Origin of the sequence: Collimonas fungivorans Ter331 (assembly GCF_000221045.1) — a bacterium.
Taxonomy (GTDB): Bacteria; Pseudomonadota; Gammaproteobacteria; order Burkholderiales; family Burkholderiaceae_D; genus Collimonas; species Collimonas fungivorans_A.
In genome coordinates this window covers 874,324-895,959 of record NC_015856.1, presented here as the reverse complement: position 1 = coordinate 895,959, position 21,636 = coordinate 874,324, and the positions used below count along the sequence as shown (strand labels likewise).

Annotated in this window: 18 protein-coding genes; 12 read left to right on the top strand and 6 right to left on the bottom strand. The window is 61.1% G+C overall.

Annotated features, from left to right (window positions below):
- Nucleotides 1–25 precede the first annotated feature (25 nt).
- The 4 genes from recG (at nucleotide 26) to CFU_RS03920 (ending at nucleotide 4,552) form a co-directional block, all read left to right on the top strand.
- Entirely contained in the window at nucleotides 26–2,152 is a 2,127-nt protein-coding gene (recG, locus tag CFU_RS03935) for an ATP-dependent DNA helicase RecG (protein WP_014004750.1), read from the top strand.
- Nucleotides 2,153–2,244: 92 nt separating this feature from the next.
- Nucleotides 2,245–3,192 (top strand): LysR substrate-binding domain-containing protein, encoded by a 948-nt coding sequence (locus CFU_RS03930; protein WP_041742977.1) that lies wholly within the window; start codon nucleotides 2,245–2,247, stop codon nucleotides 3,190–3,192.
- A gap of 111 nt (nucleotides 3,193–3,303) precedes the next feature.
- A complete protein-coding gene (gene ubiA, locus CFU_RS03925) occupies nucleotides 3,304–4,158 on the top strand; it encodes a 4-hydroxybenzoate octaprenyltransferase (RefSeq protein WP_014004748.1) in 855 nt (284 codons plus the stop codon).
- A gap of 70 nt (nucleotides 4,159–4,228) precedes the next feature.
- Complete coding sequence (locus tag CFU_RS03920; protein WP_014004747.1) at nucleotides 4,229–4,552, top strand: DUF883 family protein; 324 nt, start codon at nucleotides 4,229–4,231, stop codon at nucleotides 4,550–4,552.
- A 125-nt stretch (nucleotides 4,553–4,677) separates the two neighbouring features.
- Here CFU_RS03920 and proC read toward each other — a convergent pair whose 3' ends face one another.
- Together proC and CFU_RS03910 are read right to left on the bottom strand one after the other, a co-directional pair.
- Entirely contained in the window at nucleotides 4,678–5,502 is an 825-nt protein-coding gene (proC, locus tag CFU_RS03915; RefSeq protein WP_041741231.1) for a pyrroline-5-carboxylate reductase, read from the bottom strand.
- On the bottom strand, nucleotides 5,492–6,241 hold the full coding sequence (locus tag CFU_RS03910) for a YggS family pyridoxal phosphate-dependent enzyme (RefSeq protein WP_041741230.1): 750 nt from the start codon (nucleotides 6,239–6,241) through the stop codon (nucleotides 5,492–5,494). Before CFU_RS03910 ends, proC begins: the two co-directional genes overlap by 11 nt.
- A 122-nt stretch (nucleotides 6,242–6,363) precedes the next feature.
- Here CFU_RS03910 and CFU_RS03905 point away from each other — a divergent pair, with 122 nt between their 5' ends.
- From CFU_RS03905 to CFU_RS03895, 3 genes are read left to right on the top strand one after another with little or no spacing between them, the layout of a single operon-like run.
- A complete protein-coding gene (locus CFU_RS03905; RefSeq protein WP_014004744.1) occupies nucleotides 6,364–7,407 on the top strand; it encodes a type IV pilus twitching motility protein PilT in 1,044 nt (347 codons plus the stop codon).
- 27 nt (nucleotides 7,408–7,434) lie between these two features.
- Nucleotides 7,435–8,571 (top strand): PilT/PilU family type 4a pilus ATPase, encoded by a 1,137-nt coding sequence (locus CFU_RS03900; protein WP_014004743.1) that lies wholly within the window; start codon nucleotides 7,435–7,437, stop codon nucleotides 8,569–8,571.
- Nucleotides 8,568–9,062 (top strand): glutathione peroxidase, encoded by a 495-nt coding sequence (locus tag CFU_RS03895; protein ID WP_014004742.1) that lies wholly within the window; start codon nucleotides 8,568–8,570, stop codon nucleotides 9,060–9,062. The genes CFU_RS03900 and CFU_RS03895 overlap by 4 nt, the downstream gene beginning before the upstream one ends.
- A gap of 84 nt (nucleotides 9,063–9,146) precedes the next feature.
- Here CFU_RS03895 and CFU_RS03890 read toward each other — a convergent pair whose 3' ends face one another.
- From CFU_RS03890 to CFU_RS03875, 4 genes are all read right to left on the bottom strand, one after another.
- Nucleotides 9,147–9,860, bottom strand: coding sequence for an MIP/aquaporin family protein (locus CFU_RS03890; RefSeq protein WP_041742976.1), 714 nt, complete (start codon nucleotides 9,858–9,860; stop codon nucleotides 9,147–9,149).
- A gap of 95 nt (nucleotides 9,861–9,955) precedes the next feature.
- Complete coding sequence (glpK, locus tag CFU_RS03885) at nucleotides 9,956–11,452, bottom strand: glycerol kinase GlpK (RefSeq protein ID WP_041741227.1); 1,497 nt, start codon at nucleotides 11,450–11,452, stop codon at nucleotides 9,956–9,958.
- A gap of 126 nt (nucleotides 11,453–11,578) precedes the next feature.
- Nucleotides 11,579–13,114, bottom strand: a complete 1,536-nt coding sequence (glpD, locus tag CFU_RS03880; protein WP_014004739.1) for a glycerol-3-phosphate dehydrogenase — start codon at nucleotides 13,112–13,114, stop codon at nucleotides 11,579–11,581.
- A gap of 251 nt (nucleotides 13,115–13,365) precedes the next feature.
- Nucleotides 13,366–14,163: a DeoR/GlpR family DNA-binding transcription regulator gene (locus CFU_RS03875; RefSeq protein ID WP_041741225.1), complete on the bottom strand. Its 798-nt coding sequence runs from the start codon at nucleotides 14,161–14,163 to the stop codon at nucleotides 13,366–13,368.
- Nucleotides 14,164–14,320: 157 nt separating this feature from the next.
- On the opposite strand from CFU_RS03875, the gene CFU_RS03870 reads away from it, so the two are divergent.
- The 5 genes from CFU_RS03870 to CFU_RS03850 all read left to right on the top strand — a co-directional run bounded on the left by CFU_RS03870 (nucleotide 14,321) and on the right by CFU_RS03850 (nucleotide 21,625).
- The gene (locus CFU_RS03870; protein WP_050808716.1) at nucleotides 14,321–15,388 is read left to right on the top strand and encodes a LacI family DNA-binding transcriptional regulator; all 1,068 of its coding nucleotides are present in this window, start codon (nucleotides 14,321–14,323) and stop codon (nucleotides 15,386–15,388) included.
- A 139-nt stretch (nucleotides 15,389–15,527) separates the two neighbouring features.
- On the top strand, nucleotides 15,528–16,883 hold the full coding sequence (gene gudD / locus CFU_RS03865; protein ID WP_041741223.1) for a glucarate dehydratase: 1,356 nt from the start codon (nucleotides 15,528–15,530) through the stop codon (nucleotides 16,881–16,883).
- A gap of 19 nt (nucleotides 16,884–16,902) precedes the next feature.
- Nucleotides 16,903–17,868 carry an aldose 1-epimerase gene (locus CFU_RS03860; protein ID WP_014004734.1) on the top strand — a complete coding sequence of 322 codons (966 nt, stop codon included), beginning with the start codon at nucleotides 16,903–16,905 and terminating at the stop codon, nucleotides 17,866–17,868.
- 50 nt (nucleotides 17,869–17,918) lie between these two features.
- Nucleotides 17,919–19,190, top strand: coding sequence for an MFS transporter (locus CFU_RS03855; protein ID WP_014004733.1), 1,272 nt, complete (start codon nucleotides 17,919–17,921; stop codon nucleotides 19,188–19,190).
- 20 nt (nucleotides 19,191–19,210) lie between these two features.
- On the top strand, nucleotides 19,211–21,625 hold the full coding sequence (locus CFU_RS03850) for a glycoside hydrolase family 31 protein (protein ID WP_014004732.1): 2,415 nt from the start codon (nucleotides 19,211–19,213) through the stop codon (nucleotides 21,623–21,625).
- The last annotated feature ends 11 nt before the right edge of the window (nucleotides 21,626–21,636 follow it).

The following is a 21,636-nucleotide window of genomic DNA, read 5'->3' as shown; positions in this document are numbered from 1 at the left end:
CAAAAGCCACCATTAACCGCCTGATATGCCTGCTCCGAAGCGAAAACCTGCCGCTGCCGCCCCTTCTGCCCCGGTTGCGAACACCCGCGCCAGCAAGCTGGAAAAGCTGGGTTTGCGCACGGATATCGACCTGGTCTTGCACCTGCCGCTGCGCTATGAAGATGAGACCGAGGTCGTCGCCATTCAGCAAGCCGGCATGATGGGCGCCAGCGTAGCGCAAGTCGAAGGCGTCGTCACCGCCTGCGATATCCAGTACCGGCCGCGGCGGCAGCTGGTGGTCACCATCGCCGACGACAGCGGCCAGCTGGTGATGCGTTTCCTGAATTTCTACGGTAGCCAGACCAAGCAGCTGGCGGTCGGCACCCGGGTGCGCGCGCGCGGCGAAATCCGCCACGGCTTTTTCGGCGCCGAGGTGGTCCATCCCAATTATAAGGTGGTGCTGGAAGGCGCTCCGCTGCCCGATGTGCTGACCCCGGTTTATCCGGCCGGCGAGGGTTTGTCGCAGATTTTCCTGCGCAAGGCGATCGCCGACGCCATGCACAACATCGAGTGGCGCGACACCTTGTCGCCGGCGCAACTGGCGGCGCAGCAGCTGATGCCCTTCGAAAATGCGGTGCGCCTGCTGCATAACCCGCCGCCGGAAGTCGACGAACATGCGCTGGAAGACCGCTCCCATCCGGCCTGGGTGCGCATGAAATTCGACGAACTGCTGGCCCAGCAGCTGTCACTGAAACGCGCCCAGGTCGCACGGCGCGCCAAGAATGCGCGGGCGCTGTCGGTCGTCGGTAAATTGTCGGCGGCCTTCCTCAATACGCTGCCGTTTACCCTGACCAAGGCCCAGCAGCGGGTGGTGGCTGAAATCAGCGCCGACCTGCGCGCCTCGTTTCCCATGCAGCGGCTGCTGCAAGGCGATGTCGGCAGCGGCAAGACCGTGGTCGCCGCCCTCGCCTCGGCGCAAGCCATCGACAGCGGCTACCAGGCGGTGCTGATGGCGCCGACCGAGATCCTGGCCGACCAGCATTTCCGCAAGATCGCGGCCTGGATGGAGCCGCTGGGCGTGCGTGTCGCCTGGCTCACCGGCAGCCTGAAAAAGAAAGAAAAGCTGGCGGCCCAGGCCATGATCGAATCGGGCGAGGCGCAACTGGTGATCGGCACCCACGCCCTGATCCAGGACAGCGTGCAGTTTGCCAAGCTGGGCCTGGTGATTGTCGACGAACAGCATCGCTTCGGTGTCGGCCAGCGGCTAGCGCTGCGCAACAAGACTGTGTCCGAAAACGGTGGCAATGACTCTATCCCAAACACGGCGGCGGCGGCGGCGGTGCCGCATCAGCTGATGATGAGCGCCACGCCGATTCCGCGCACCCTGGCGATGACCTATTATGCCGACCTGGAAATCTCGGTGATCGACGAACTGCCGCCCGGCCGCACGCCGATCGTCACCCGCGCCGTCGACCAGTCGCGGCGCGACGAAGTGATCGCACGGGTCCATGCGGCGGTGCAGGACGGCCGCCAGGCTTATTGGGTCTGCCCGCTGATCGAGGAGTCGGAAGCCCTGCAGCTGCAAACCGCAACCGAAACCTACGCCATGCTGGTGGAGGCGCTGCCTGACCTGCGGATCGGCCTGGTCCATGGCCGCCTCAAGCAAGCCGAGAAACAGGAAGTGATGGACGCCTTCAGCGCCGGCGCCTGCCATGTGCTGGTCGCCACCACCGTGATCGAAGTCGGGGTCGACGTGCCCAACGCTTCGCTGATGGTGATCGAGCATGCGGAACGCTTCGGGCTGTCGCAGCTGCACCAGCTGCGCGGGCGGGTTGGACGCGGTTCTGCCGCCAGCGTATGCTTGTTGTTATACCAAAGCCCGCTCGGCTATATCGCCAAGCAGCGCCTGATGACCATGCGCGAAACCACCGACGGCTTCGAAATCGCCCGGCGCGACCTGGAAATCCGCGGCCCCGGCGAATTCCTCGGGGCGCGCCAGTCCGGCCAGGCCATGCTGCGTTTTGCCGACCTGGCCACCGACCAATGGCTGGTCGACCGCGCCCGTGACCTGGCGCACGCGCTGCTGCAGGATCCGACCCCGGCCAACCAGGCCACCGTCAGCACCCATCTGGCGCGCTGGCTGGGCGGCCGCGAGGATTTCCTGAAGGTTTGAGCGGCATGGCCCGGCATGATGGCTATTTTGCAAAAATGATACTGAAACATGGAGATACAATCTCCATCAAAAAAATATGCGAAGATAACAACATGACTCTGACCGAACTCAAATACATCGTCGCGGTAGCCCGCGTAAAGCATTTTGGCCATGCAGCGGAAGCTTGCTTCGTAGCGCAGCCGACCCTCTCCGTGGCGATCAAGAAGCTGGAAGACGAACTGGGCGTGGTGATCTTCGAACGCGGCGGCACCGAAATTTCAGTGACGCCGCTGGGTGCGCAGATCGTAGCCCAGGCCGAACGGGTGCTGGAGCAGACCGCCACCATCCGCGAAATCGCCAACCAGAACAAGGATCCGCTGGCCGGCCCGCTGCGCCTCGGCATCATCTATACCGTCGGTCCCTACCTGCTGCCGCCGCTGGTGAAAACCATGATCGAGCAAGTGCCGCAGATGCCGCTGGTGCTGCAGGAAAATTTCACCGTGCGCCTGCTCGAGTTGCTGCGCCAGGGCGAACTGGACGCCGCCATCATCGCCCTGCCGTTCCCCGAACATGGCCTGATGGTGCAGCCGCTGTACGACGAACCGTTCGTGGTGGCGCTGCCCAAGCACCATGCCTGGGCCAACCGCAGCAGCATCAGCGCCCAGGATCTCAAGTCGGAAACCATGCTGTTGCTCGGCAACGGCCACTGCTTCCGCGACCAGGTGCTGGAAGTGTGCCCCGAAATGTCGCGCTTCTCGACTGCCGGCGACGGCATCGCCCGCACCTTCGAAGGTTCGTCGCTGGAAACCATACGCCACATGGTGGCTTCCGGCATCGGCATTACGGTGCTGCCGCTGGCTTCGGTGCCCGATCTCGACGCCAAGGACGGCATGCTGCGTTATGTGCCGTTTACCGACCCGGAGCCGTCGCGCCGGGTGGTGATCGTCTGGCGCAAGAGCTTCACCCGCCATGCAGCCATCGAAGCGGTGCAGAAAGCGGTACTGGATTGCGGCCTGAAAGGCGTCACCCTGCTGCATGACGCGCTTGCGGTCGAAGGCTGAATCAATAGCTGACTTGAGATGGCCGGGCGGAAGCCGTTTCCGTCCGCTGCCGTTCTTCCATCCGCCCGTTTCCTCCGTTGCCGCTTGGCGGCAACACTGATCCAAATCGCAATGAATCGTCTCAAACTCTACTTCCAGCTGGTCCGCATGGACAAACCCATCGGCATCCTGCTATTGCTGTGGCCGACCCTGGCCGCCCTGTGGCTGGCTGCCGGCGGCAAACCGGCCTGGAGCCTGGTCGCGATCTTCATCCTTGGCACCGCCCTGATGCGCTCGGCCGGCTGCGCGATCAACGATTTCGCCGACCGCGATTTCGACAAGCACGTCAAACGCACCGCCGAGCGGCCGCTGACCAGCGGCAAGATCGCCGCCTGGGAAGCGGTGATGGTGGCCGTGGTGCTGACGCTGCTGTCCTTGCTGCTGATCCTGCCGCTGAACACGCTGACCAAGGAATTGTCGGTGATCGCCGTAATCGTGGCCGGCAGCTATCCCTACTTCAAGCGCTTTTTCGCGATTCCGCAAGCCTACCTCGGCATCGCCTTCGGCTTCGGCATCCCCATGGGTTTCGCCGCCGTGCAGGGCGCGGTGCCGGCAGCGGCCTGGCTGCTGTTGGTCGCCAATGTATTCTGGGCCATCGCCTACGACACCGAATACGCCATGGTCGATCGCGACGATGACCTCAAGATCGGCATCAAGACCTCGGCGATTACTTTCGGCCGCTACGACGTGCTGGCGATCATGCTTTGTTACGCGCTCAGTTTGGGATTAGTATTTGCTGTAGGCTGGCAATTCGGCCTGCGCGGTTGGTTCAGTGCCGGCATGCTGCTGGCCGCCGCTTGCGCCGTCTATCATTACCGCCTGATTCGCACACGCGAACGCGCCGCTTGCTTTACCGCTTTCCGCCACAATAACTGGCTGGGAGCGGCGGTATTTGGCGGCATCGCTCTGGACTACGCGCTGAGATAACATTCAGACATAATTTATCGTGATATATTAGGCAACATCTTTCCCCGCAATCCACATTGAAGAGGCAAACATGGCTACTACTACCGATAACGTAAAAGATATGCGCGACAATCTGGCTGGCGAGCTCAAATCCGTGATCAAGGAAGCAGAAACCCTGCTCGACGACACCCACGACCACGCAGAGAAAAAATACAACTCGGCGCGCGAAAAATTGAAAACGGCGCTGGAAACGGCTAAAACCGAACTGCCGAAAGCCACCAAAAAAGCAGTGGCGCACACCAAGCACGCCGCCCATGTGACTGACGAATATGTCGGCGACAATCCTTGGAAAGCTGTCAGCGTGGCAGCCGTCATCGGCTTGCTGGCGGGCCTGGCGATCGGCCGCAACAAATAAGACCTGCACGAGCCCGGATACCCCTTCGGGCCTGCAAGCGGGTTTGCAATCGGGTTTGCAATAAAAAACAGCGGCAATCGTTATGCGATGCCGCTGTTTTTTTATCGGTGCTGCCGGACTCGATACTAGTCGCGTCCGAATTCGTCGCCCAGCTCCTGGCCTCGGACCGCGGCTGATTTGACGGCGGCGATGATCGCTCCCTTCACATCCGCCGCTTCCATGCTGGTCAACGCAGCATAGGTGGTGCCGCCCTTGGAAGTGACGCGCTCGCGCAACAATGACACCGGCTCCGGCGATTGTGCCGCCAGTTGCGCCGCGCCGACGAAAGTGGCCTTGGCCAGTTCGATGCCCTGCTGCGCAGTCAGGCCGAGTTCCTGGGCTGCCTGCTGCATCGCTTCGATAAAATAAAACACATAAGCCGGGCCGCTGCCGGATACCGCCGTCACCGCATCGATCTTTGCCTCGTCGTCCAGCCACACCGTGCTGCCGACAGCGCGCAAGATCAGGTCGGCGGTATCGCGTTGCGCCGCCGACACGCCCGCAGTGGCGACCATGCCGGTAATCCCCAGGCCGATCAGCGCCGGCGTGTTCGGCATGCAGCGCACGATGGCGTCGTGGCCGCCCAGCCAGCGCTTCAGGTCGACAGCGCGGATGCCGGCGGCGATCGACAACACTAGCTGGCTGGTGACATGCGGCCGCAATTTGGCCACGACTTCCTTCATCTGTTGCGGCTTGACCGCCAGCACGATCACTTCGCTGGCCGCGATCGCGGCGTCGATGCCGGTTGCGGTACTGACGCCGAAACGCTGCGCCAGGTTCTGCAAAGCTTCCGGATTCAGGTCGACCACATGGATGTTGGCGCCGTCGGTCACCTTGCCGGCCAGGCCGCCGATCAGGGCCGCCGCCATATTGCCACCTCCGATGAAGCTGATATTCAGTTTACTTGTCATGGTTCCGTTCCCGTTGTCCAAAAATTGCACTGCCTACGCGCACGATGGTAGCGCCCTCTTCAATCGCCGCCGCCATGTCGGCCGACATGCCCATCGACAAAGTATCCAGCTGCTGTCCGGCTTGCTGCATATCCGGATCCTGTTGCAGCTGCTCCAGCAATTGCCTGGTCCGGCGAAATGCCGCATGCTGTTTTTCCAGGTCGTCGGTCGGCTCCGGTATCGCCATCAAGCCGCGCAATTTCAGCCCCGGCAATCCGGCGATGGCGCGCGCCACATCCTTCACCTCCGCCGGCGCCAAACCGCTCTTGCTGGCCTCGCCGCTGATGTTCACCTGCAAACAGATGTTCAGCGGCGCCAGCTGCGGCGGCCGCTGCTGCGACAGGCGCTGGGCGATCTTTTCGCGGTCGACCGTATGTACCCAGTCGAAATGCTCGGCGATGGCACGCGTCTTGTTGCTCTGGATCGGGCCGATAAAATGCCATTCCAGCAAGACATCGTCTCCCTCCCCAGATTTCAGTGCCAATTTCAGTTCCACCTCAGCCATTTTTGTCAGTGCTTCCTGCAAATAATTTTCACCGAAAGCGCGCTGGCCGGCAGCGACCGCTTCCAGCACCGCATCGGCGCCGAAGGTTTTTGACACCGCCAGCAGCGCCACACTGTCAGGTCGGCGCGACGCTGTAATGGCCGTGGCATGAATACTGCTATGGACGGCTTGCAACTTGTGCGACATTAAGGACATAATCGGAGAGTTTGAAAATTGCCGTAAAGAACTACTAATTTGCATGGCCAGGCGGTTTTGGCAAGCAGCGCCTGGGCAGAAAAATGCCTTTCAACAAACAAAATACAGCACAGGGATTATAAATGGACATTTCCGAACTTCTGGCTTTTTCGGTGAAGAATAAGTCATCCGATTTGCATTTATCCGCAGGCTTGCCGCCGATGATCCGGGTTCATGGCGATGTGCGCCGCATCAACCTGCCGCCGCTGGAGCACAAGGATGTGCACTCCATGATCTATGACATCATGAACGACGGCCAGCGCAAAGCGTACGAAGAACATCTGGAATGCGATTTTTCGTTTGAAATCCCCGGCCTGGCGCGCTTCCGCGTCAATGCCTTCAACCAGGACCGCGGCGCCGCAGCCGTGCTGCGGACGATTCCGTCGACCGTCCTGACCCTGGAACAGCTCAACGCGCCGCGCATCTTTGCCGAACTGGCGCTCAAGCCGCGCGGCCTGGTGCTGGTCACCGGCCCGACCGGTTCCGGCAAATCGACCACGCTGGCGGCCATGGTCAACCATGTCAATGAAAACGAATACGCGCACATCCTGACCATCGAAGATCCGATCGAATTCGTGCACCAATCGAACAAGTGCCTGATCAACCAGCGCGAAGTCGGACCGCACACCCATTCTTTCAGCAATGCGCTGCGCTCGGCCTTGCGGGAAGATCCTGACGTCATCCTGGTGGGCGAATTGCGCGACCTGGAAACCATCCGCCTGGCGCTGACCGCCGCCGAAACCGGCCACCTGGTGTTCGGCACCCTGCACACCTCCTCCGCCGCCAAGACCATCGACCGTATCGTCGACGTGTTCCCCGGCGAAGAAAAGGAAATGGTGCGCGCCATGTTGTCGGAATCGCTGCAAGCGGTGATTTCGCAAAGCCTGCTGAAAACCAAGGACGGCTCCGGCCGCGTCGCCGCCCATGAAATCATGCTGGGCACGCCGGCGATCCGCAACCTGATCCGCGAAAGCAAGATTGCGCAGATGTATTCGGCGATCCAGACCGGCAGCAACATGGGCATGCAAACCCTAGACAGCAACCTGACCGAACTGGTCAAGCGCAATGTGATCTCGCTGGCCAGCGCACGCGCGGCAGCCAAGACACCGGACAACTTCCCGGGCTAAGCTAGTAATTTATTAGGATAGAGAATCATGGAAAGAGATCAAGCCACCAAATTCATGCACGACTTGCTGCGCCTGATGGTCAGCAAGCGCGGCTCCGATTTGTTCATTACCGCAGACTTCCCGCCGGCGTTCAAGATCGACGGCAAGATCACGCCGGTATCGAACCAGGCGCTGACTTCGGTCCATACTCTCGAACTGGCGCGCGCCATCATGAGCGACAAGCAGGCGGCCGATTTCGAAGAAACCAAGGAATGCAACTTCGCCATCAGCCCGGCAGGGCTGGGGCGCTTCCGCGCTTCGGCGTTCATCCAGCAAGGCCGGGTCGGCATGGTGCTGCGGACCATCACCACCGATATCCCGAAATTCGAAGACCTGGGCTTGCCGCCCACGCTGAAGGAGGTCGCCATGACCAAGCGCGGCCTGGTGATCATGGTCGGCGCCACCGGTTCCGGCAAATCGACCACGCTGGCGGCGATGATCGGCTACCGCAACGAAAACAGCTACGGCCACATCATCACGATTGAAGATCCGGTCGAATACATCCATCCGCACAAGAACTGTATCGTGACCCAGCGCGAAGTCGGCGTCGACACGGAAAACTGGGGAGTAGCTCTGAAGAACACCTTGCGCCAGGCGCCGGACGTGATCCTGATCGGCGAAATCCGCGACCGCGAAACCATGGACTACGCCATCGCCTTCGCCGAAACCGGCCACTTGTGCCTGGCCACGCTGCATGCCAACAGCTCCAACCAGGCGCTCGACCGTATCATCAACTTTTTCCCGGAAGAGCGCCGGCCGCAACTGCTGATGGACTTGTCGCTCAATCTTAAAGGGATCGTCTCGCAACGCCTGGTGCCGCTGAAAACGGTCAAGGGCCGCGCGGTCGCGGTGGAGATCCTGCTGAATTCACCTTTGATTTCCGACTTGATCTTCAAGGGCGATGTCCATGAAATCAAGGAAATCATGAAGAAGTCGCGCGAGCTCGGCATGCAGACTTTTGACCAGGCCCTGTTCGATTTGTACGAAGAGGATAAAATCAGTTACGAAGACGCTTTGCGCAACGCCGACTCGGTCAACGACCTGCGGCTTTCCATCAAGCTGCGCGGCAAGGATGCAAAAGACCGCGACCTGTCTGCCGGCACTGAACACCTGGGGATAGTATGAGCAACGACACCAGCATTTACGATTTCACCGTCAAGCAACTGGACGGCACGCCCGAGTCGCTGGCAGCCTTTCGCGGCAAGGTGCTGCTGATCGTCAACACCGCCAGCAACTGCGGTTTCACGCCGCAATACAAGGGACTGGAAGAGATTTACCAGAAGTACCACGAGCAGGGCTTTGAAGTGCTCGGTTTTCCCTGCAACCAGTTCGGCGCCCAGGAACCGGGAACCGCCGACGAAATCGGCGCTTTCTGCGAAAAAAACTACGGCGTCACCTTCCCTCTGTTCGAGAAGATCGACGTCAACGGCGATCACGCGGCCCCGCTCTACCAATACCTGAAGAACGCGGCGCCGGGCTTGCTCGGCAGCGAGGGAATCAAATGGAATTTCACCAAGTTCCTGGTGAACAAGGACGGCGCCGTAGTCGACCGTTTTGCGCCGCAGACCAAGCCGGAGGCTTTGGCGGCGGATATCGAGAAATTGCTGGGGAAATAAGGCAGTAACATCCCGGATCGGTTTCCGGCCTTGCGGCCAGCCGATCCGGACACATCATCTATCGCAGGTCAATGCACGCACCGCTCAGTGCGCCATCTGCAGGCCATACACCAGCGCCGCCAGCACGCCGCCGCAGATCGAACCCACCACAGGCACCAAGGCATAACCCCAGTCGCTGTCGCGTTTACCGGGAATCGGCAGCAATGCATGCATCAGGCGCGGCCCAAGATCGCGCGCCGGGTTGATCGCGTAACCCGTGGTGCCGCCCAGCGAAACGCCGATGCTCATCACCAGCAAGGCCACCGGCAAGGCATCCAGCGCGCCCAGCCCCATCTTCGGCGAAGCGATATTCAGCACGCAATAGACCAGCACAAAGGTGCCGACCACTTCCGACACCACATTGCCGAAGGTGTTGCGGATTGCCGGCGCCGTGCAGAATGCCGCCAGCTTCAGGTTGCCGTCGGTAGTCTCGGCAAAGTGATTGCGGTAAACCAGCCACACCAGGAAAGCTCCCATCATGCCGCCCAGCATCTGCGACAGGATATAACCGGGCACGCTGCCCCAGGCAAACTTGCCGGCCACCGCCAGCGCCAGGGTCACGGCCGGATTCAGGTGAGCGCCGCTGGAGGATGCCGCCACGAACACACCGACAAACACCGCCATCGCCCAGCCGACCGTGATCACGATCAGGCCGCTGCCATGGCCATGGGTTTTACTTAAAAGAACATTGGCAACCACGCCGTTGCCAAGCAGGACAATCAGTGCGGTGCCTACGAATTCAGCTAAAAAGGGAGTCATGGTCAACTCTTTCGGAAATGGGAAGTGAGAGGAACGCAGGTTCTAGCCTGCGTTCCATTCTGTTTTTATCCAACAGTGGGGGTACCGGCTGGTCTTTACGAATCGGCCCAGACCGTCGCCGCTGCAATCGCCCGCTGCCAGCCCTTGATGCTGGTTTTCACTTCATCCGCCGGCAGCGCCGGCTTGAAGCGCTGGTCGAGCTGCCACTGGCCGCGCACGTCGTCGGTGCTGCTCCAGTAGCCGACCGCCAGCCCAGCCAGGTAGGCCGCGCCCAGCGCCGTGGTTTCCGTCACTTTCGGACGCACCACGTCGACTCCCAGGATGTCTGACTGGAACTGCATCAGCAGGTTGTTGGCAGTGGCGCCGCCGTCGACCCGCAGTTCCGGGATCACGATGCCGGCGTCGGCTTCCATGGCTTTCAATACATCCATGGTTTGATAGGCGATGCTGTCCAGTGCGGCGCGCGCATAGTGCGCCGAGGTGGTGCCGCGGGTAATGCCGAAGATGGTGCCACGCGCATGCGGGTTCCAGTGCGGCGCGCCAAGGCCGGCAAACGCCGGCACCAGGTAGACGCCGTCGCTGCTCTTGACGCTGCGCGCCAGCGCTTCGATTTCAGTCGAGGTCTTGATGATGCCGAGGCCGTCGCGCAGCCATTGCACCACGGCGCCGCCGATGAAGATGCTGCCTTCCAGCGCGTAATTGACTTCGTTGCCGATTTTCCAGGCGACCGTGGTCAGCAGGTTGTTCTTCGAGATGATCGGCTTGGTGCCGGTGTTCATCACCATGAAGCAGCCGGTGCCGTAGGTATTCTTGACCATGCCGGGTTCGGTGCACATCTGGCCGAACAGGGCTGCCTGCTGGTCGCCGGCAATCCCGGCCAGCGGAATTTCGGAACCGAAACCGGAGACTTCGGTGTGGCCGTAGACTTCACTGGAAGAGCGGACTTCCGGCAGCATGCTGCGCGGCACGCCCATGATCTTGAGCAGCTCGTCATCCCACTCCATGGTGTGGATATTGAACAGCATGGTGCGCGATGCGTTGGTGACATCGGTCAGGTGCAGCTTGCCGCGGGTCATGTTCCAGACCAGCCAGGTATCGATGGTGCCGAACGCCAGCCGTCCCTGGTCCGCCAGCTGCTGCGCGCCTTCGACGTTGTTCAGGATCCAGCGGATCTTGGTGCCGGAAAAATAAGAGTCGACCAGCAAGCCGGTCTTTTCACGGATGGTTTCGGCCAGGCCGTCGGCTTTCAGTTGGTCGCAGAATGCCGCCGTGCGGCGGTCTTGCCAGACGATGGCGTTGTACACTGCCTTGCCGGTTTCGCGATCCCAGACCACGGTGGTTTCACGCTGGTTGGTGATGCCGATGGCGGCGATCGACGTGCCGTTCAGGCCGATGTTGGTCGAGGCTTCGGCGGCGACGCCAACCTGGGTCGACCAGATTTCCTGCGGATCGTGCTCGACCCAGCCCGGCTGCGGATAGATCTGGCGGAATTCTTTCTGCGCCGAAGAAACGATATTGCCTTGACGGTCAAACAGGATGGCGCGCGAGCTGGTGGTTCCCTGATCCAGGGCTAAAATGTATTTGTCTTTCAACTTGTCTACTCCAAGGTTGGTGAATCCGCCTGCGCGGACCGGGCGACTTTGAACCGGCAGCAACACCGGATCGTCTTTTTTATCTTCCGGCGCAATTGCCTGCCGGGTAAAACTTCAGCTAAATACTCAGGCCAGCATGGCCGCCGGCGCCGATACTTGCTGCGCCTCCAGCCACGCCTGTAAACGCGCGGCGCCGGCGGCATCGAAACGCAATCCCAGCTTGGAACGGCGCCACAGGATATCGTCGGCGGTCAACGCCCATTCGTAGCGCATCAGATAACGTACTTCCGCTTCATGCAGGTCGGCGCCGAACAATTCGCCCAGCCCGGCCATGTCGTGGATGCCCTCCAGCAAGCGCGCCGCGCGCGTGCCGTAAGTGCGTGCATAACGCGCCGCCAGGCTGGCCGGCAGCCAGGTATGGCGCTGCTGGAAAATGCGCTGGAAATCGGCGAAGTCGGCATTGGCGATATCGCCTCCCGGCAATGCTTCGTGCGCGGTCCAGTGCGATTTCATGTAACCGAACAGCGGCTGCAAATGCTCCATGGCTTCTTCCGCCAGGCGCCGGTAAGTGGTGATCTTGCCGCCGAATACCGACAACACCGGTGCCAATCCCTGCTCGTTGCGCAATTCCAGGCGGTAGTCGCGGGTCACGGCGGAAGGATTGGCGACCTCTTCTTCCAGCAGCGGCCGCACGCCGGCATAGGACCACACCACTTGCTGCGGCGTCACCGCAGTTTCGAAATAGCGGCTCACCGATTCGCACAGGTAGGCGGTTTCTTCATCCGAGATCTCGACCTTGCCCGGATTGCCGCTGTATTCGACATCGGTGGTGCCGATCAGGGTGAAGTCGGTTTCATACGGAATCGCGAACACGATGCGCTTGTCCGGATTCTGGAAGATATAGGCGTGATCGTGGTCGAACAGGCGCTTGGTGACGATGTGGCTGCCTTTGACCAGGCGGATGTGATGCTGCGCCGGCGTATTCAGGGCGCTGTTCAGCAGGCTGGCGACCCACGGCCCGGCAGCGTTGACCACACAGCGCGCCTTGACCTTGCTAGTCTCGCCGCTCACGGTCGACAGCAGGGTGGCGTCCCAGTATTGGGTGCCTTGCCTGGCTTCAATCAAGCGGGTTTTGGTGAGGATGGTGGCGCCGCGTTCCTTGGCGTCCATCGCATTGAGCACCACCAGGCGCGCGTCTTGCACCGAGGCGTCGGAATACACGAAACCTTTGCTCAAGGTCTTTTTCAGCGGCGCGCCGGCCGGATGCTTGCGGAAATCGATGGAGCGCGACCCTGGCAGCAATTCGCGTTTGCTCAGGTTGTCGTATAAAAACAAACCCGCGCGTATCATCCAGGCCGGCCGCAGGCTCGATACATGCGGCATCACGAAGCGCAGCGGCGCAATGATATGCGGCGCCAGGCGCAGCAGCAGTTCGCGCTCTTGCAGCGCTTTGCGCACCAGGCCGAATTCGTAGTGTTCGAGATAGCGCAAGCCGCCGTGTATCAGCTTGGTGCTGGCCGACGAAGTGTGCGAAGCAAGGTCGTCCTGTTCGCAAAGCAACACGCTCAGTCCGCGTCCGGCAGCGTCGCGCGCAATCCCGGCGCCGTTAACGCCGCCGCCCACCACCAGCAAATCTACAATTTCACTTGATGCCACAGCCATCTCCTTGTGTCGGCAACTTGCTCATCGGACAAGCCTGCCAATACCGCACGCAAGCTTGTAATGTCACCGCACATCATAAAATATTTATATTCGAAAGTATATTGTTCGAATTCGAACATTGATAATCGTTTATATTTATTAAAAGCAATTGTTCGATAGGAATAAACTTAATTGTGGATAGATGAACACTATCCACAACTTCACGGCCAAGGGAAGATTGCAGCGCACGAACGGCGCCGCGGAATTATTTGCTAGGCGACCGATGCGCCGTCGTCAGCGACAAATATATCGATTTTCGCTTCTTCGAAAATGCCGGCCATGGCTTCCGGCACCGGCTTGTCGGTAAACAGCGCATTGATTTTCGAAATGTCGCCAAGCCGCACTAGCGCCGGCCGCCAGAACTTCGAATGGTCGGCTACCAGGAATACGGTGCGCGAATGTTCGATGATCGCTTCCGACACCCGCACCTCGCGATAGTCGAAATCGCGCAACGTGCCGTCGGCTTCGATGCTGGAGATGCCGATGATGCCGAAATCGACCTTGAAGCGGCGGATGAAATCGATGGTTTCTTCGCCGGTGATGCCGAGGTCGCGCGCGCGCACCACGCCGCCGGTGATGATCACCTCGCAGCCCGGATAACCGCTCATGATGGCGGCCACGTTCAGGTTGTTGGTGATGACACGCAGGTTGCGGCGCCGGCTCAGGGCCTTGGCGACTTCCTCGTTGGTGGTGCCGAGGTTGATGAACAGCGTGGCCTGGTCGGGGATATGCTCGACCACCAGCGCGGCGATGCGGCGCTTCTCCTCGGAATACAAGCCTTGCCGGGCGCCGTAGGCGATATTCTCGGCGCTGGAAGGCAGGCCGACGCCGCCGTGATAACGCTGCAGCAGGTTCAGTTCCGCCAGCAGGTTGATGTCGCGCCGTATCGTCTGCTGGGTGATCTTGAAACGCGTCGCCAGATGCTCTACCGTCACGAAACCGTCACGTTGCACATAACTCAACAGCTCCTGCTGGCGACCGTTAAGCTTTAGCGTTGATATCTCTGGCATGAACCCTGTCCTGTGCGGATTTTTCAAAGGCTTTTATTATGATGGGATTTACGCCGCACAGGGAGAATGCAAATTGCATTTTGTCGCATCGTCCCGGCAAAATGGTAACGGTATCATTTTATAATGTTAGAATTTCACCATGGAAAAAGAATCCTTGATGAATGCGGTCGTCGCCGACGTCACCGCGCGCCGCAAAGGCGGCCGCCAAGGCAGCCGTAAAGCCGGCGGCTTCACCCTGCGCGACGTCGCCAAACTGGCGGGCGTCGCCCCCATTACCGCGTCGCGCGCGCTGAATACGCCGGACGCCGTCTCCGCCAAGGTTTTGCAAAAAGTACAGGCCGCCGTGCTGCAGACCGGTTATGTGCCGAACCTGCTGGCCGGCGCGCTGGCGTCGCAGAAAAGCCGCCTGGTGGCGGCCGTGGTGCCGACCCTGTCCGGCCCGATGTTCCTGCAAACCGTGGAAGCACTGACCGACACCCTGGCCGGCGCCGGCTACCAGGTGATGCTGGGCCAGAGCGGTTATGAAAATTCGCGCGAAGACGCCCTGCTCGACGCCATCATCGGCCGCCGCCCGGACGGCATCGTGCTGACCGGCATCACCCGTTCGCCGCAGGCGCGCCGGCGCTTGCTGGCGAGCGGCATCCCGGTGGTGGAAACCTGGGACTTGACGCCGACCCCGGTCGACATGCTGGTCGGTTTCTCCCATGAAAAGATCGGCGCCGCAGTCGCGCAATACCTGCACAGCAAGGGCAAGCGCCGGGTAGCCGCCATCAGCGGCGACGATGAGCGCAGCCGGCGCCGCGCCACGGCGTTTTCCGAGGCTGCGGTCCGGCTCGGCATGGCGCGGCCGCAGGAAAGCGAGGTGCCGGCCTGCCTGGTGACGGCGCCCACCACGCTTGGCAACGGCCGCAGCGGGTTGCGGGAATTATTGCAGCGCGCGCCCGATATCGACGCTGTGTTTTGCAGCTCCGACCTGCTGGCCCTGGGTGTGATGATAGAGGCCCAAGCCAGCGCCATCGCCATCCCCGGCCAGCTGGCCGTGATCGGCCTGGGCGACCTCAGTTTTTCACGCGACCTGCATCCGCCGCTGACCACGGTCCGCATCGACGGCACCGCCATCGGCAGCACCGCAGCGCGTTTCATCATCGACCGCTCCGAAGGCAAAAGCGTGGCCGAACCGATCTGCGATCTCGGCTTCACCATCATAGAGCGCGCCAGCGTTTAATCCGCCCTATCCCAAAAAATCCGTTGACAGCCAAAAATGGGACCGCTACCATTTATTCGAATGCGATTTGGTAGCGGTCCCATTTGTAGCAATTAAGATAACAAACAACCACAAAATATACAGCCACAGGCAACCCGTCATGACAGATTCGAACACCAGCCCTGCCGTTCCAGGCACTCCCCATATCGTCGACATGCGCGTGGTGCCGGTGGCCGGCCGCGACAGCATGCTGCTCAACCTGAGCGGCGCGCATGGCCCCTATTTCACGCGCAACATCGTGATCCTGCGCGACAGCGCCGGCAATACCGGCGTCGGCGAAGTGCCGGGCGGCGAACGCATCCGGCAAACGCTGGAAGATGCGCGCCCGCTGCTGCTGGGAAAATCCATAGGCAGCTACCAGGCCATCCTCAACAGCGCGCGCACAGCGTTCGGCGACCGCGACGCCGGCGGCCGCGGCCTGCAAACCTTCGACCTGCGCATCGCGATCCATGCGGTGACGGCGCTCGAGGCCGCCCTGCTCGACCTGCTGGGCAAATTCCTTGGCGTGCCGGTAGCGGCATTGCTGGGCGAAGGCCAGCAGCGCGATGCGGTGAAAATGCTCGGTTACCTGTTCTACGTCGGCGACCGCAACGCCACCGACCTGCCCTACGCCAGCGCGCCGGACGCCGCCGACGACTGGCTGCGGCTGCGCCATGAACCCGCCCTGGACGCACAGGCAGTGGTGGCGCTGGCCGAAGCCGCGTACCAACGCTACGGCTTCAACGATTTCAAGCTGAAGGGCGGCGTGCTGCGCGGCGAAGATGAAATCGAAGCAGTGACGGCGCTGGCCGAACGTTTCCCCGCTGCCCGCATCACGCTCGATCCGAACGGCGGCTGGCTGCTCAAGGACGCCATCCGCCTGTGCCGCGACCAGCACGCGGTGCTGGCCTATGCCGAAGATCCCTGCGGCGCCGAGAACGGTTTTTCGGGGCGCGAAGTAATGGCGGAATTCCGCCGCGCCACCGGTTTGCAGACCGCCACCAACATGATCGCAACCGACTGGCGCGAAATGGGCCATGCGATCCAGCTGCAATCGGTCGACATCCCGTTGGCCGATCCGCACTTCTGGACCATGCAGGGTTCGGTGCGGGTGGCGCAGATGTGCCGCGAATGGGGCCTGACCTGGGGTTCGCATTCCAACAACCACTTCGATATCTCGCTGGCAATGTTCACCCACGTCGCCGCCGCGGCTCCGGGCGACATCACCGCCATCGACACGCACTGGATCTGGCAAGACGGCCAGCGCCTGACCAAAGAGCCGCTGCGGATCGCCGGCGGCATGGTCGAAGTGCCGAAAAAACCGGGCCTCGGCATCGAGCTCGACCTGGCGGAACTGGAAGCGGCGCATCAGCTCTACCGCGGCATGGGGCTGGGCGCACGCGACGACGCCGTGGCCATGCAATACCTGATCCCGGGCTGGAAGTTCGACAACAAGAAGCCTTGCCTGCTGCGCTAAAGCACCTGCCGAGCGCCCAATGAAAAAACTCCTGCTCTCACCGGAAATCAGCCTCAGCAACGGCGGCTGGCATTTGACGCTGTCGCCGTCCGCCGGCGGCCGCGTCACTTCTCTCAGCTCGTCGCAAGACGGAAATGTAATCGACTGGATCGTTCCCATGCCGGAACACTGCCGCCGCCATGGTTTTCAGGCGAGCGCCTGGCCCAAGGCCGGCATCTACCCGCTGCTGCCGTTCTCCAACCGCATCCGCGGCGGCGCATTTTCCTGGGCCGGCCTGGACCTCAGCCTGCCGCTGCACCCGGGAGAAGCACACGCCATGCATGGCTTTGGCCACCGCGCCCAGTGGCAGCTGCTGGATTGCGACGGCAGCAGCGCAGCCATGCTGTATGTCCATGCCGCCGGCGACAGCGGCTGGCCCTGGCGCTTCCAGGCAAAACAGACGATAAGCCTGGCCGCCGGCGCGCTCGCCATGCAGATGGAGATCACCAACACCAGCGATGCGACGCTTCCTCCCATGCCGCTCGGCGCAGGCTTCCACCCGTATTTCCCGCGGCGCTTTGCCCGCCAGGTTTGCTTTGCCGCGCAACAGTTGTGGCAAGCCGATGCCGAACATGTCGCCACTGGCGTCGGCGACGTCCCTCCGCAGCACGACTATGGCAACCCGCGCGGCAGCCCGCGTAGCATTGAGCAAGAGGAAGAACTGACGCTGTACTACGGCGGCTGGAACCGGCGCGCCAAGATCGGCGACGGCCGGCAACACCAGATCGCGATCTCCGCCTCGCCCCTGCTGTCGCACCTGGTGCTGCATGCGCCAAAGGCGGGCGACTACTTCTGCATCGAACCGGTGACCCATGTCGCCAACGCAGTCAACCTGGCGCAGTCCGGTTTCAGCAATACCGGCTTGCAGATTTTATCTCCGGGCCACACGTTCATCTGCGAGCTGCGGATGGATTTTTCCGGTCCCGCCATCCCGGAATCGTCGTAATGCCGGCTGGCGCTCAATCACATAAATAAAAACCAACCGAGACAACAACAATGAAACATATCAAAGGCCTACGCTGGTGGATCATCGCCCTCGTCTGTTTTGGCACCATACTCAACTACATATCGCGCAACTCGCTGGGCGTACTGGCGGACACGCTGAAACACGACCTGGCGTTCAGCACCAAAGAATATTCGTATGTAGTGGCGGCTTTCCAGGTGGCCTACACCATCATGCAGCCGGTATGCGGCTACATCATCGATTTTCTCGGTTTGAAAATAGGTTTTGCCCTGTTTGCCGCCGCCTGGTCGGTGGTCGGCATGCTGCACGGCTTTGCCACTGGCTGGATCTCGCTGGCGTTTTTCCGCGGCTTGCTCGGTCTGACCGAAGCCGTCGCGATCCCAGCCGGGGTAAAAGCAGTATCGGAATGGTTTCCCAAACAGGAACGTTCGGTGGCCGTGGGTTACTTTAACGCCGGCACCTCGATGGGGGCGGTGATCGCCCCTGTGCTCGTAGCATGGCTGTTGTACAAGCACGGCTGGCAATCGGCGTTTATTGCGACCGGCGCGCTGGGTTTCATCTTTGCCGGCTTGTGGTTCTTCTTTTACCGCGCCCCCAAGGACCATCCCAACCTGTCCGATACGGAACGCGCTTATATCCTCTCCGGCCAGGAAAGCATTGCCGAAAGCCAGGCCCACGCCAAGCCGTCGGTGCGGGCGATCGTCAGCACCCGCCGCTTCTGGGGGATCGCCATCACCCGCTTCCTGGCAGAACCCGCCTGGCAAACCTTCAATTTCTGGATTCCGCTGTACTTTATTTCGGTGCGCGGCATGAACCTGAAAGAATTCGCCATCTTCGGCTGGATGCCATTCTTCGCCGCCGACATGGGCGGCATCCTGGGCGGCTACCTGTCGCCGTTCCTGATGAAACATTTCAAGTTCAAGCTGGTCAGCTCGCGCATCGCCGGCATCGCCACCGGCGCGCTGCTGATGACCAGCGTCGGTTTTGTCGGCTATGTGGAAAGTCCTTACGTGGCGATCGCCCTGTTTTGCATAGGCGGCTTTTCCCATCAAATGATTTCCGGCCTGGTCAACACCATGACCACCGACGTCTTCAACACCCGGGAAGTCGGCACCGCCAACGGCTTGACCGGCATGATCAGTTGGATCGGCGGACTTTCGTTTTCGCTGCTGATCGGGCAGCTGGCCGAATCCATCGGCTATACCCCGCTGTTCGCCGCGCTCGGCATGTTTGACGTGGTGGGCGCGACGATCCTGTTCCTGCTGTATCGCGGCTACAAAGACAGCAGCGTTGCCCGCAACTGAACAAGAAACTGGAGATTTTAATGTCGGTCAAGCAAATACCCGAGTTTCACCTCGCCGCCCGCAACGGCGCCATGCTCACTCTCAAGGGATCCGGCGGCCAGGCCGCTTACATCTTCGTGCTGGAGCAAGACATCATCCGCGTCATGGTGCTGCCCGACGCCAGCCTGCGCTTCCCGCGCACCTGGGCGATTGCGCCGGGCGACCAGCAGCTGCCGCTGGCAGGGCGCGACCGCTTCTCGCTGGCAGGTTTCGCACAGCCTGCCTACACCGCAGAAGAACATGGCGGCGCCTTGCAGATCGAGACCGGGAAAATCCGGCTGACGGTGCAGCTCAAAGGCCTGTCCTGCAGCTGGGAAACCTGCAAGGACGGCGTCTGGCAAAACGCCGCGCAGGACCGCCGCACGCAGCACATCAATTTCGGCTACTGGGACGACAAGGTCTATCACTACCTCAAGCGCGACGCCGGCGACGAAATGTATTTCGGCCTCGGCGAACGCAGCGGCGAAACCAACCGCCACGGCCGCAGCTATTCCCTGAAAACCATCGATGCGATGGGCTACAACGCCAGCAGCACGGACGCCTTGTACAAGCACATCCCGTTCTACCTGACCTGGAACAAGCGGCAAAAAACCACCTTCGGCCTGTTCTACGACACGCTGTCGGAAGGCAAGCTGGACATGGGCTGCGAACTGGACAACTATCACGGCCACTACCGCTATTTCGTCGCCGACCATGGCGACCTGGATTATTACTTCATCGCCGGCGACGACATGGAGCAGGTGGTGCGGCGCTATACCTGGATGACCGGCCAGCCGGCGTTCACGCCGAAATGGGGACTGGGCTATTCCGGTTCGACCATGACATATACCGACGCCCCGAACGCACAGGAAAAGATGAATGAATTCCTGGAGAACTGCGAGCAGCACGACATGCTGTGCGAATCGTTCCACCTCTCGTCCGGCTACACCTCGATCGGCGACAAGCGTTATGTGTTCAACTGGAACCGCGAGAAATTCCCCGATCCCAAGGAATTTGCACAGCACTATCTGAAGCATGGCGTGCGCCTGTGCGCCAACATCAAGCCTTGCCTGTTGCAGGACCATCCGTGTTTTGCCGAAGCGCGCGATCTTGGCCTGTTCATCAACGACCAGAATGGCGAACCGGAGCTGGTGCAGTTCTGGGATGAAATCGGCGCCTACCTGGATTTCACCAACCCTGACACCATCGACTGGTGGAAGCAGGCGGTGACCAGCTCCCTGCTGGAATACGGCATCACCAGCACCTGGAACGACAACAACGAATTCCAGGTGCTCAATCCGCAAGCCAGCGTCAACGGCTTCGGCAAGCCGTTCAAGGCGGTCGAGGCCAAGGGCTTGCAAACCTTGCTGATGATGGCCGCTTCGCAAGAAGCGCAAACCGCCTTCGCGCCGCAGCAGCGGCCCTACCTGGTTTCGCGTTCCGGCGCGGCCGGCATGCAGCGTTACGTGCAGACCTGGTCCGGCGACAATTACACTTCATGGCAGACGCTCAAGTACAACATCAAGATGGGCATCGGCCTGGCCCTGTCCGGTATTTCGAACACCGGCCACGATGTGGGCGGCTTCAGCGGCCCGGCGCCAGGCCCGGAGTTATTGCTGCGCTGGGTGCAGTTCGGCATTTTCATGCCGCGCTTTTCGATCCACTCGTGGAACGACGACAAGACCGTCAACGAAGCCTGGATGTATCCGGAAATCACCGGCGCCATCCGCAACCTGCTCAAGCTGCGCGCCCGCCTGACGCCTTATTTCTACGATCTGCTGTGGCGCTACCACCAGCATTACGAACCGATGATCAAGCCGACCTTCCTGGCGTTTCCCGACGATCCGCAATGCTTCGCGGAAAACGACGACATGCTGGTCGGCCCGAGCCTGCTGCTGGCCGCCGTGGTAGAGCCGGGCCAGCACAGCCGCGCCGTGTATCTTCCGGCAGGTGCAGATTGGTATGATTTCTGGAGCGGCGCGCATCACCACGGCGGCCAGGAAATTGTACTGCCCGCCGTCGGCGACCGGCCGCCGCTGCTGGCCAGGGCCGGCAGCGCCATCGCCGTCAATGTCGCCGAACAGCATTTCAACCGGCCCGCGCAGCAGCAAAGCTTCATGGTCTTTCCGCACCAGGCCGGCGGCAGTTTCACCACCGAATTTTTCGACGATGACGGCGTCAGCCATGCTCACAAGAATGGCCAGAGCAGCCTGTGGAAAATCCATGTGCAGAGTCAGGCGTCCGTCCTGGAAATCGCGGTCGGATGCAGCGGCGTGCAGCTGGCGTCCGACATCGTAGTCCTGCTCCTGCCGCAGCACGAAACCCGGCGGTTGGCGACTGACGCCATCGTCATCAGCGACGCCATCGTCGATGGCTACCGTGAAGTCCAGATAAGAATCACCAAGCCCACGTTCTGAAGCAGTCCAAT

Excerpts from the sequence above, each read along its gene's own strand:
- recG (WP_014004750.1), top strand. The coding sequence starts at position 26 with ATGCCTGCTCCGAAGCGAAAACCTGCCGCTGCCGCCCCTTCTGCCCCG.
- CFU_RS03930 (WP_041742977.1), top strand. The coding sequence starts at position 2,245 with ATGACTCTGACCGAACTCAAATACATCGTCGCGGTAGCCCGCGTAAAG.
- ubiA (WP_014004748.1), top strand. The coding sequence starts at position 3,304 with ATGAATCGTCTCAAACTCTACTTCCAGCTGGTCCGCATGGACAAACCC.
- CFU_RS03920 (WP_014004747.1), top strand. The coding sequence starts at position 4,229 with ATGGCTACTACTACCGATAACGTAAAAGATATGCGCGACAATCTGGCT.
- proC (WP_041741231.1), bottom strand. The coding sequence starts at position 5,502 with ATGACAAGTAAACTGAATATCAGCTTCATCGGAGGTGGCAATATGGCG.
- CFU_RS03910 (WP_041741230.1), bottom strand. The coding sequence starts at position 6,241 with ATGTCCTTAATGTCGCACAAGTTGCAAGCCGTCCATAGCAGTATTCAT.
- CFU_RS03905 (WP_014004744.1), top strand. The coding sequence starts at position 6,364 with ATGGACATTTCCGAACTTCTGGCTTTTTCGGTGAAGAATAAGTCATCC.
- CFU_RS03900 (WP_014004743.1), top strand. The coding sequence starts at position 7,435 with ATGGAAAGAGATCAAGCCACCAAATTCATGCACGACTTGCTGCGCCTG.
- CFU_RS03895 (WP_014004742.1), top strand. The coding sequence starts at position 8,568 with ATGAGCAACGACACCAGCATTTACGATTTCACCGTCAAGCAACTGGAC.
- CFU_RS03890 (WP_041742976.1), bottom strand. The coding sequence starts at position 9,860 with ATGACTCCCTTTTTAGCTGAATTCGTAGGCACCGCACTGATTGTCCTG.
- glpD (WP_014004739.1), bottom strand. The coding sequence starts at position 13,114 with ATGGCTGTGGCATCAAGTGAAATTGTAGATTTGCTGGTGGTGGGCGGC.
- CFU_RS03875 (WP_041741225.1), bottom strand. The coding sequence starts at position 14,163 with ATGCCAGAGATATCAACGCTAAAGCTTAACGGTCGCCAGCAGGAGCTG.
- CFU_RS03870 (WP_050808716.1), top strand. The coding sequence starts at position 14,321 with ATGAATGCGGTCGTCGCCGACGTCACCGCGCGCCGCAAAGGCGGCCGC.
- gudD (WP_041741223.1), top strand. The coding sequence starts at position 15,528 with ATGACAGATTCGAACACCAGCCCTGCCGTTCCAGGCACTCCCCATATC.
- CFU_RS03860 (WP_014004734.1), top strand. The coding sequence starts at position 16,903 with ATGAAAAAACTCCTGCTCTCACCGGAAATCAGCCTCAGCAACGGCGGC.
- CFU_RS03855 (WP_014004733.1), top strand. The coding sequence starts at position 17,919 with ATGAAACATATCAAAGGCCTACGCTGGTGGATCATCGCCCTCGTCTGT.
- CFU_RS03850 (WP_014004732.1), top strand. The coding sequence starts at position 19,211 with ATGTCGGTCAAGCAAATACCCGAGTTTCACCTCGCCGCCCGCAACGGC.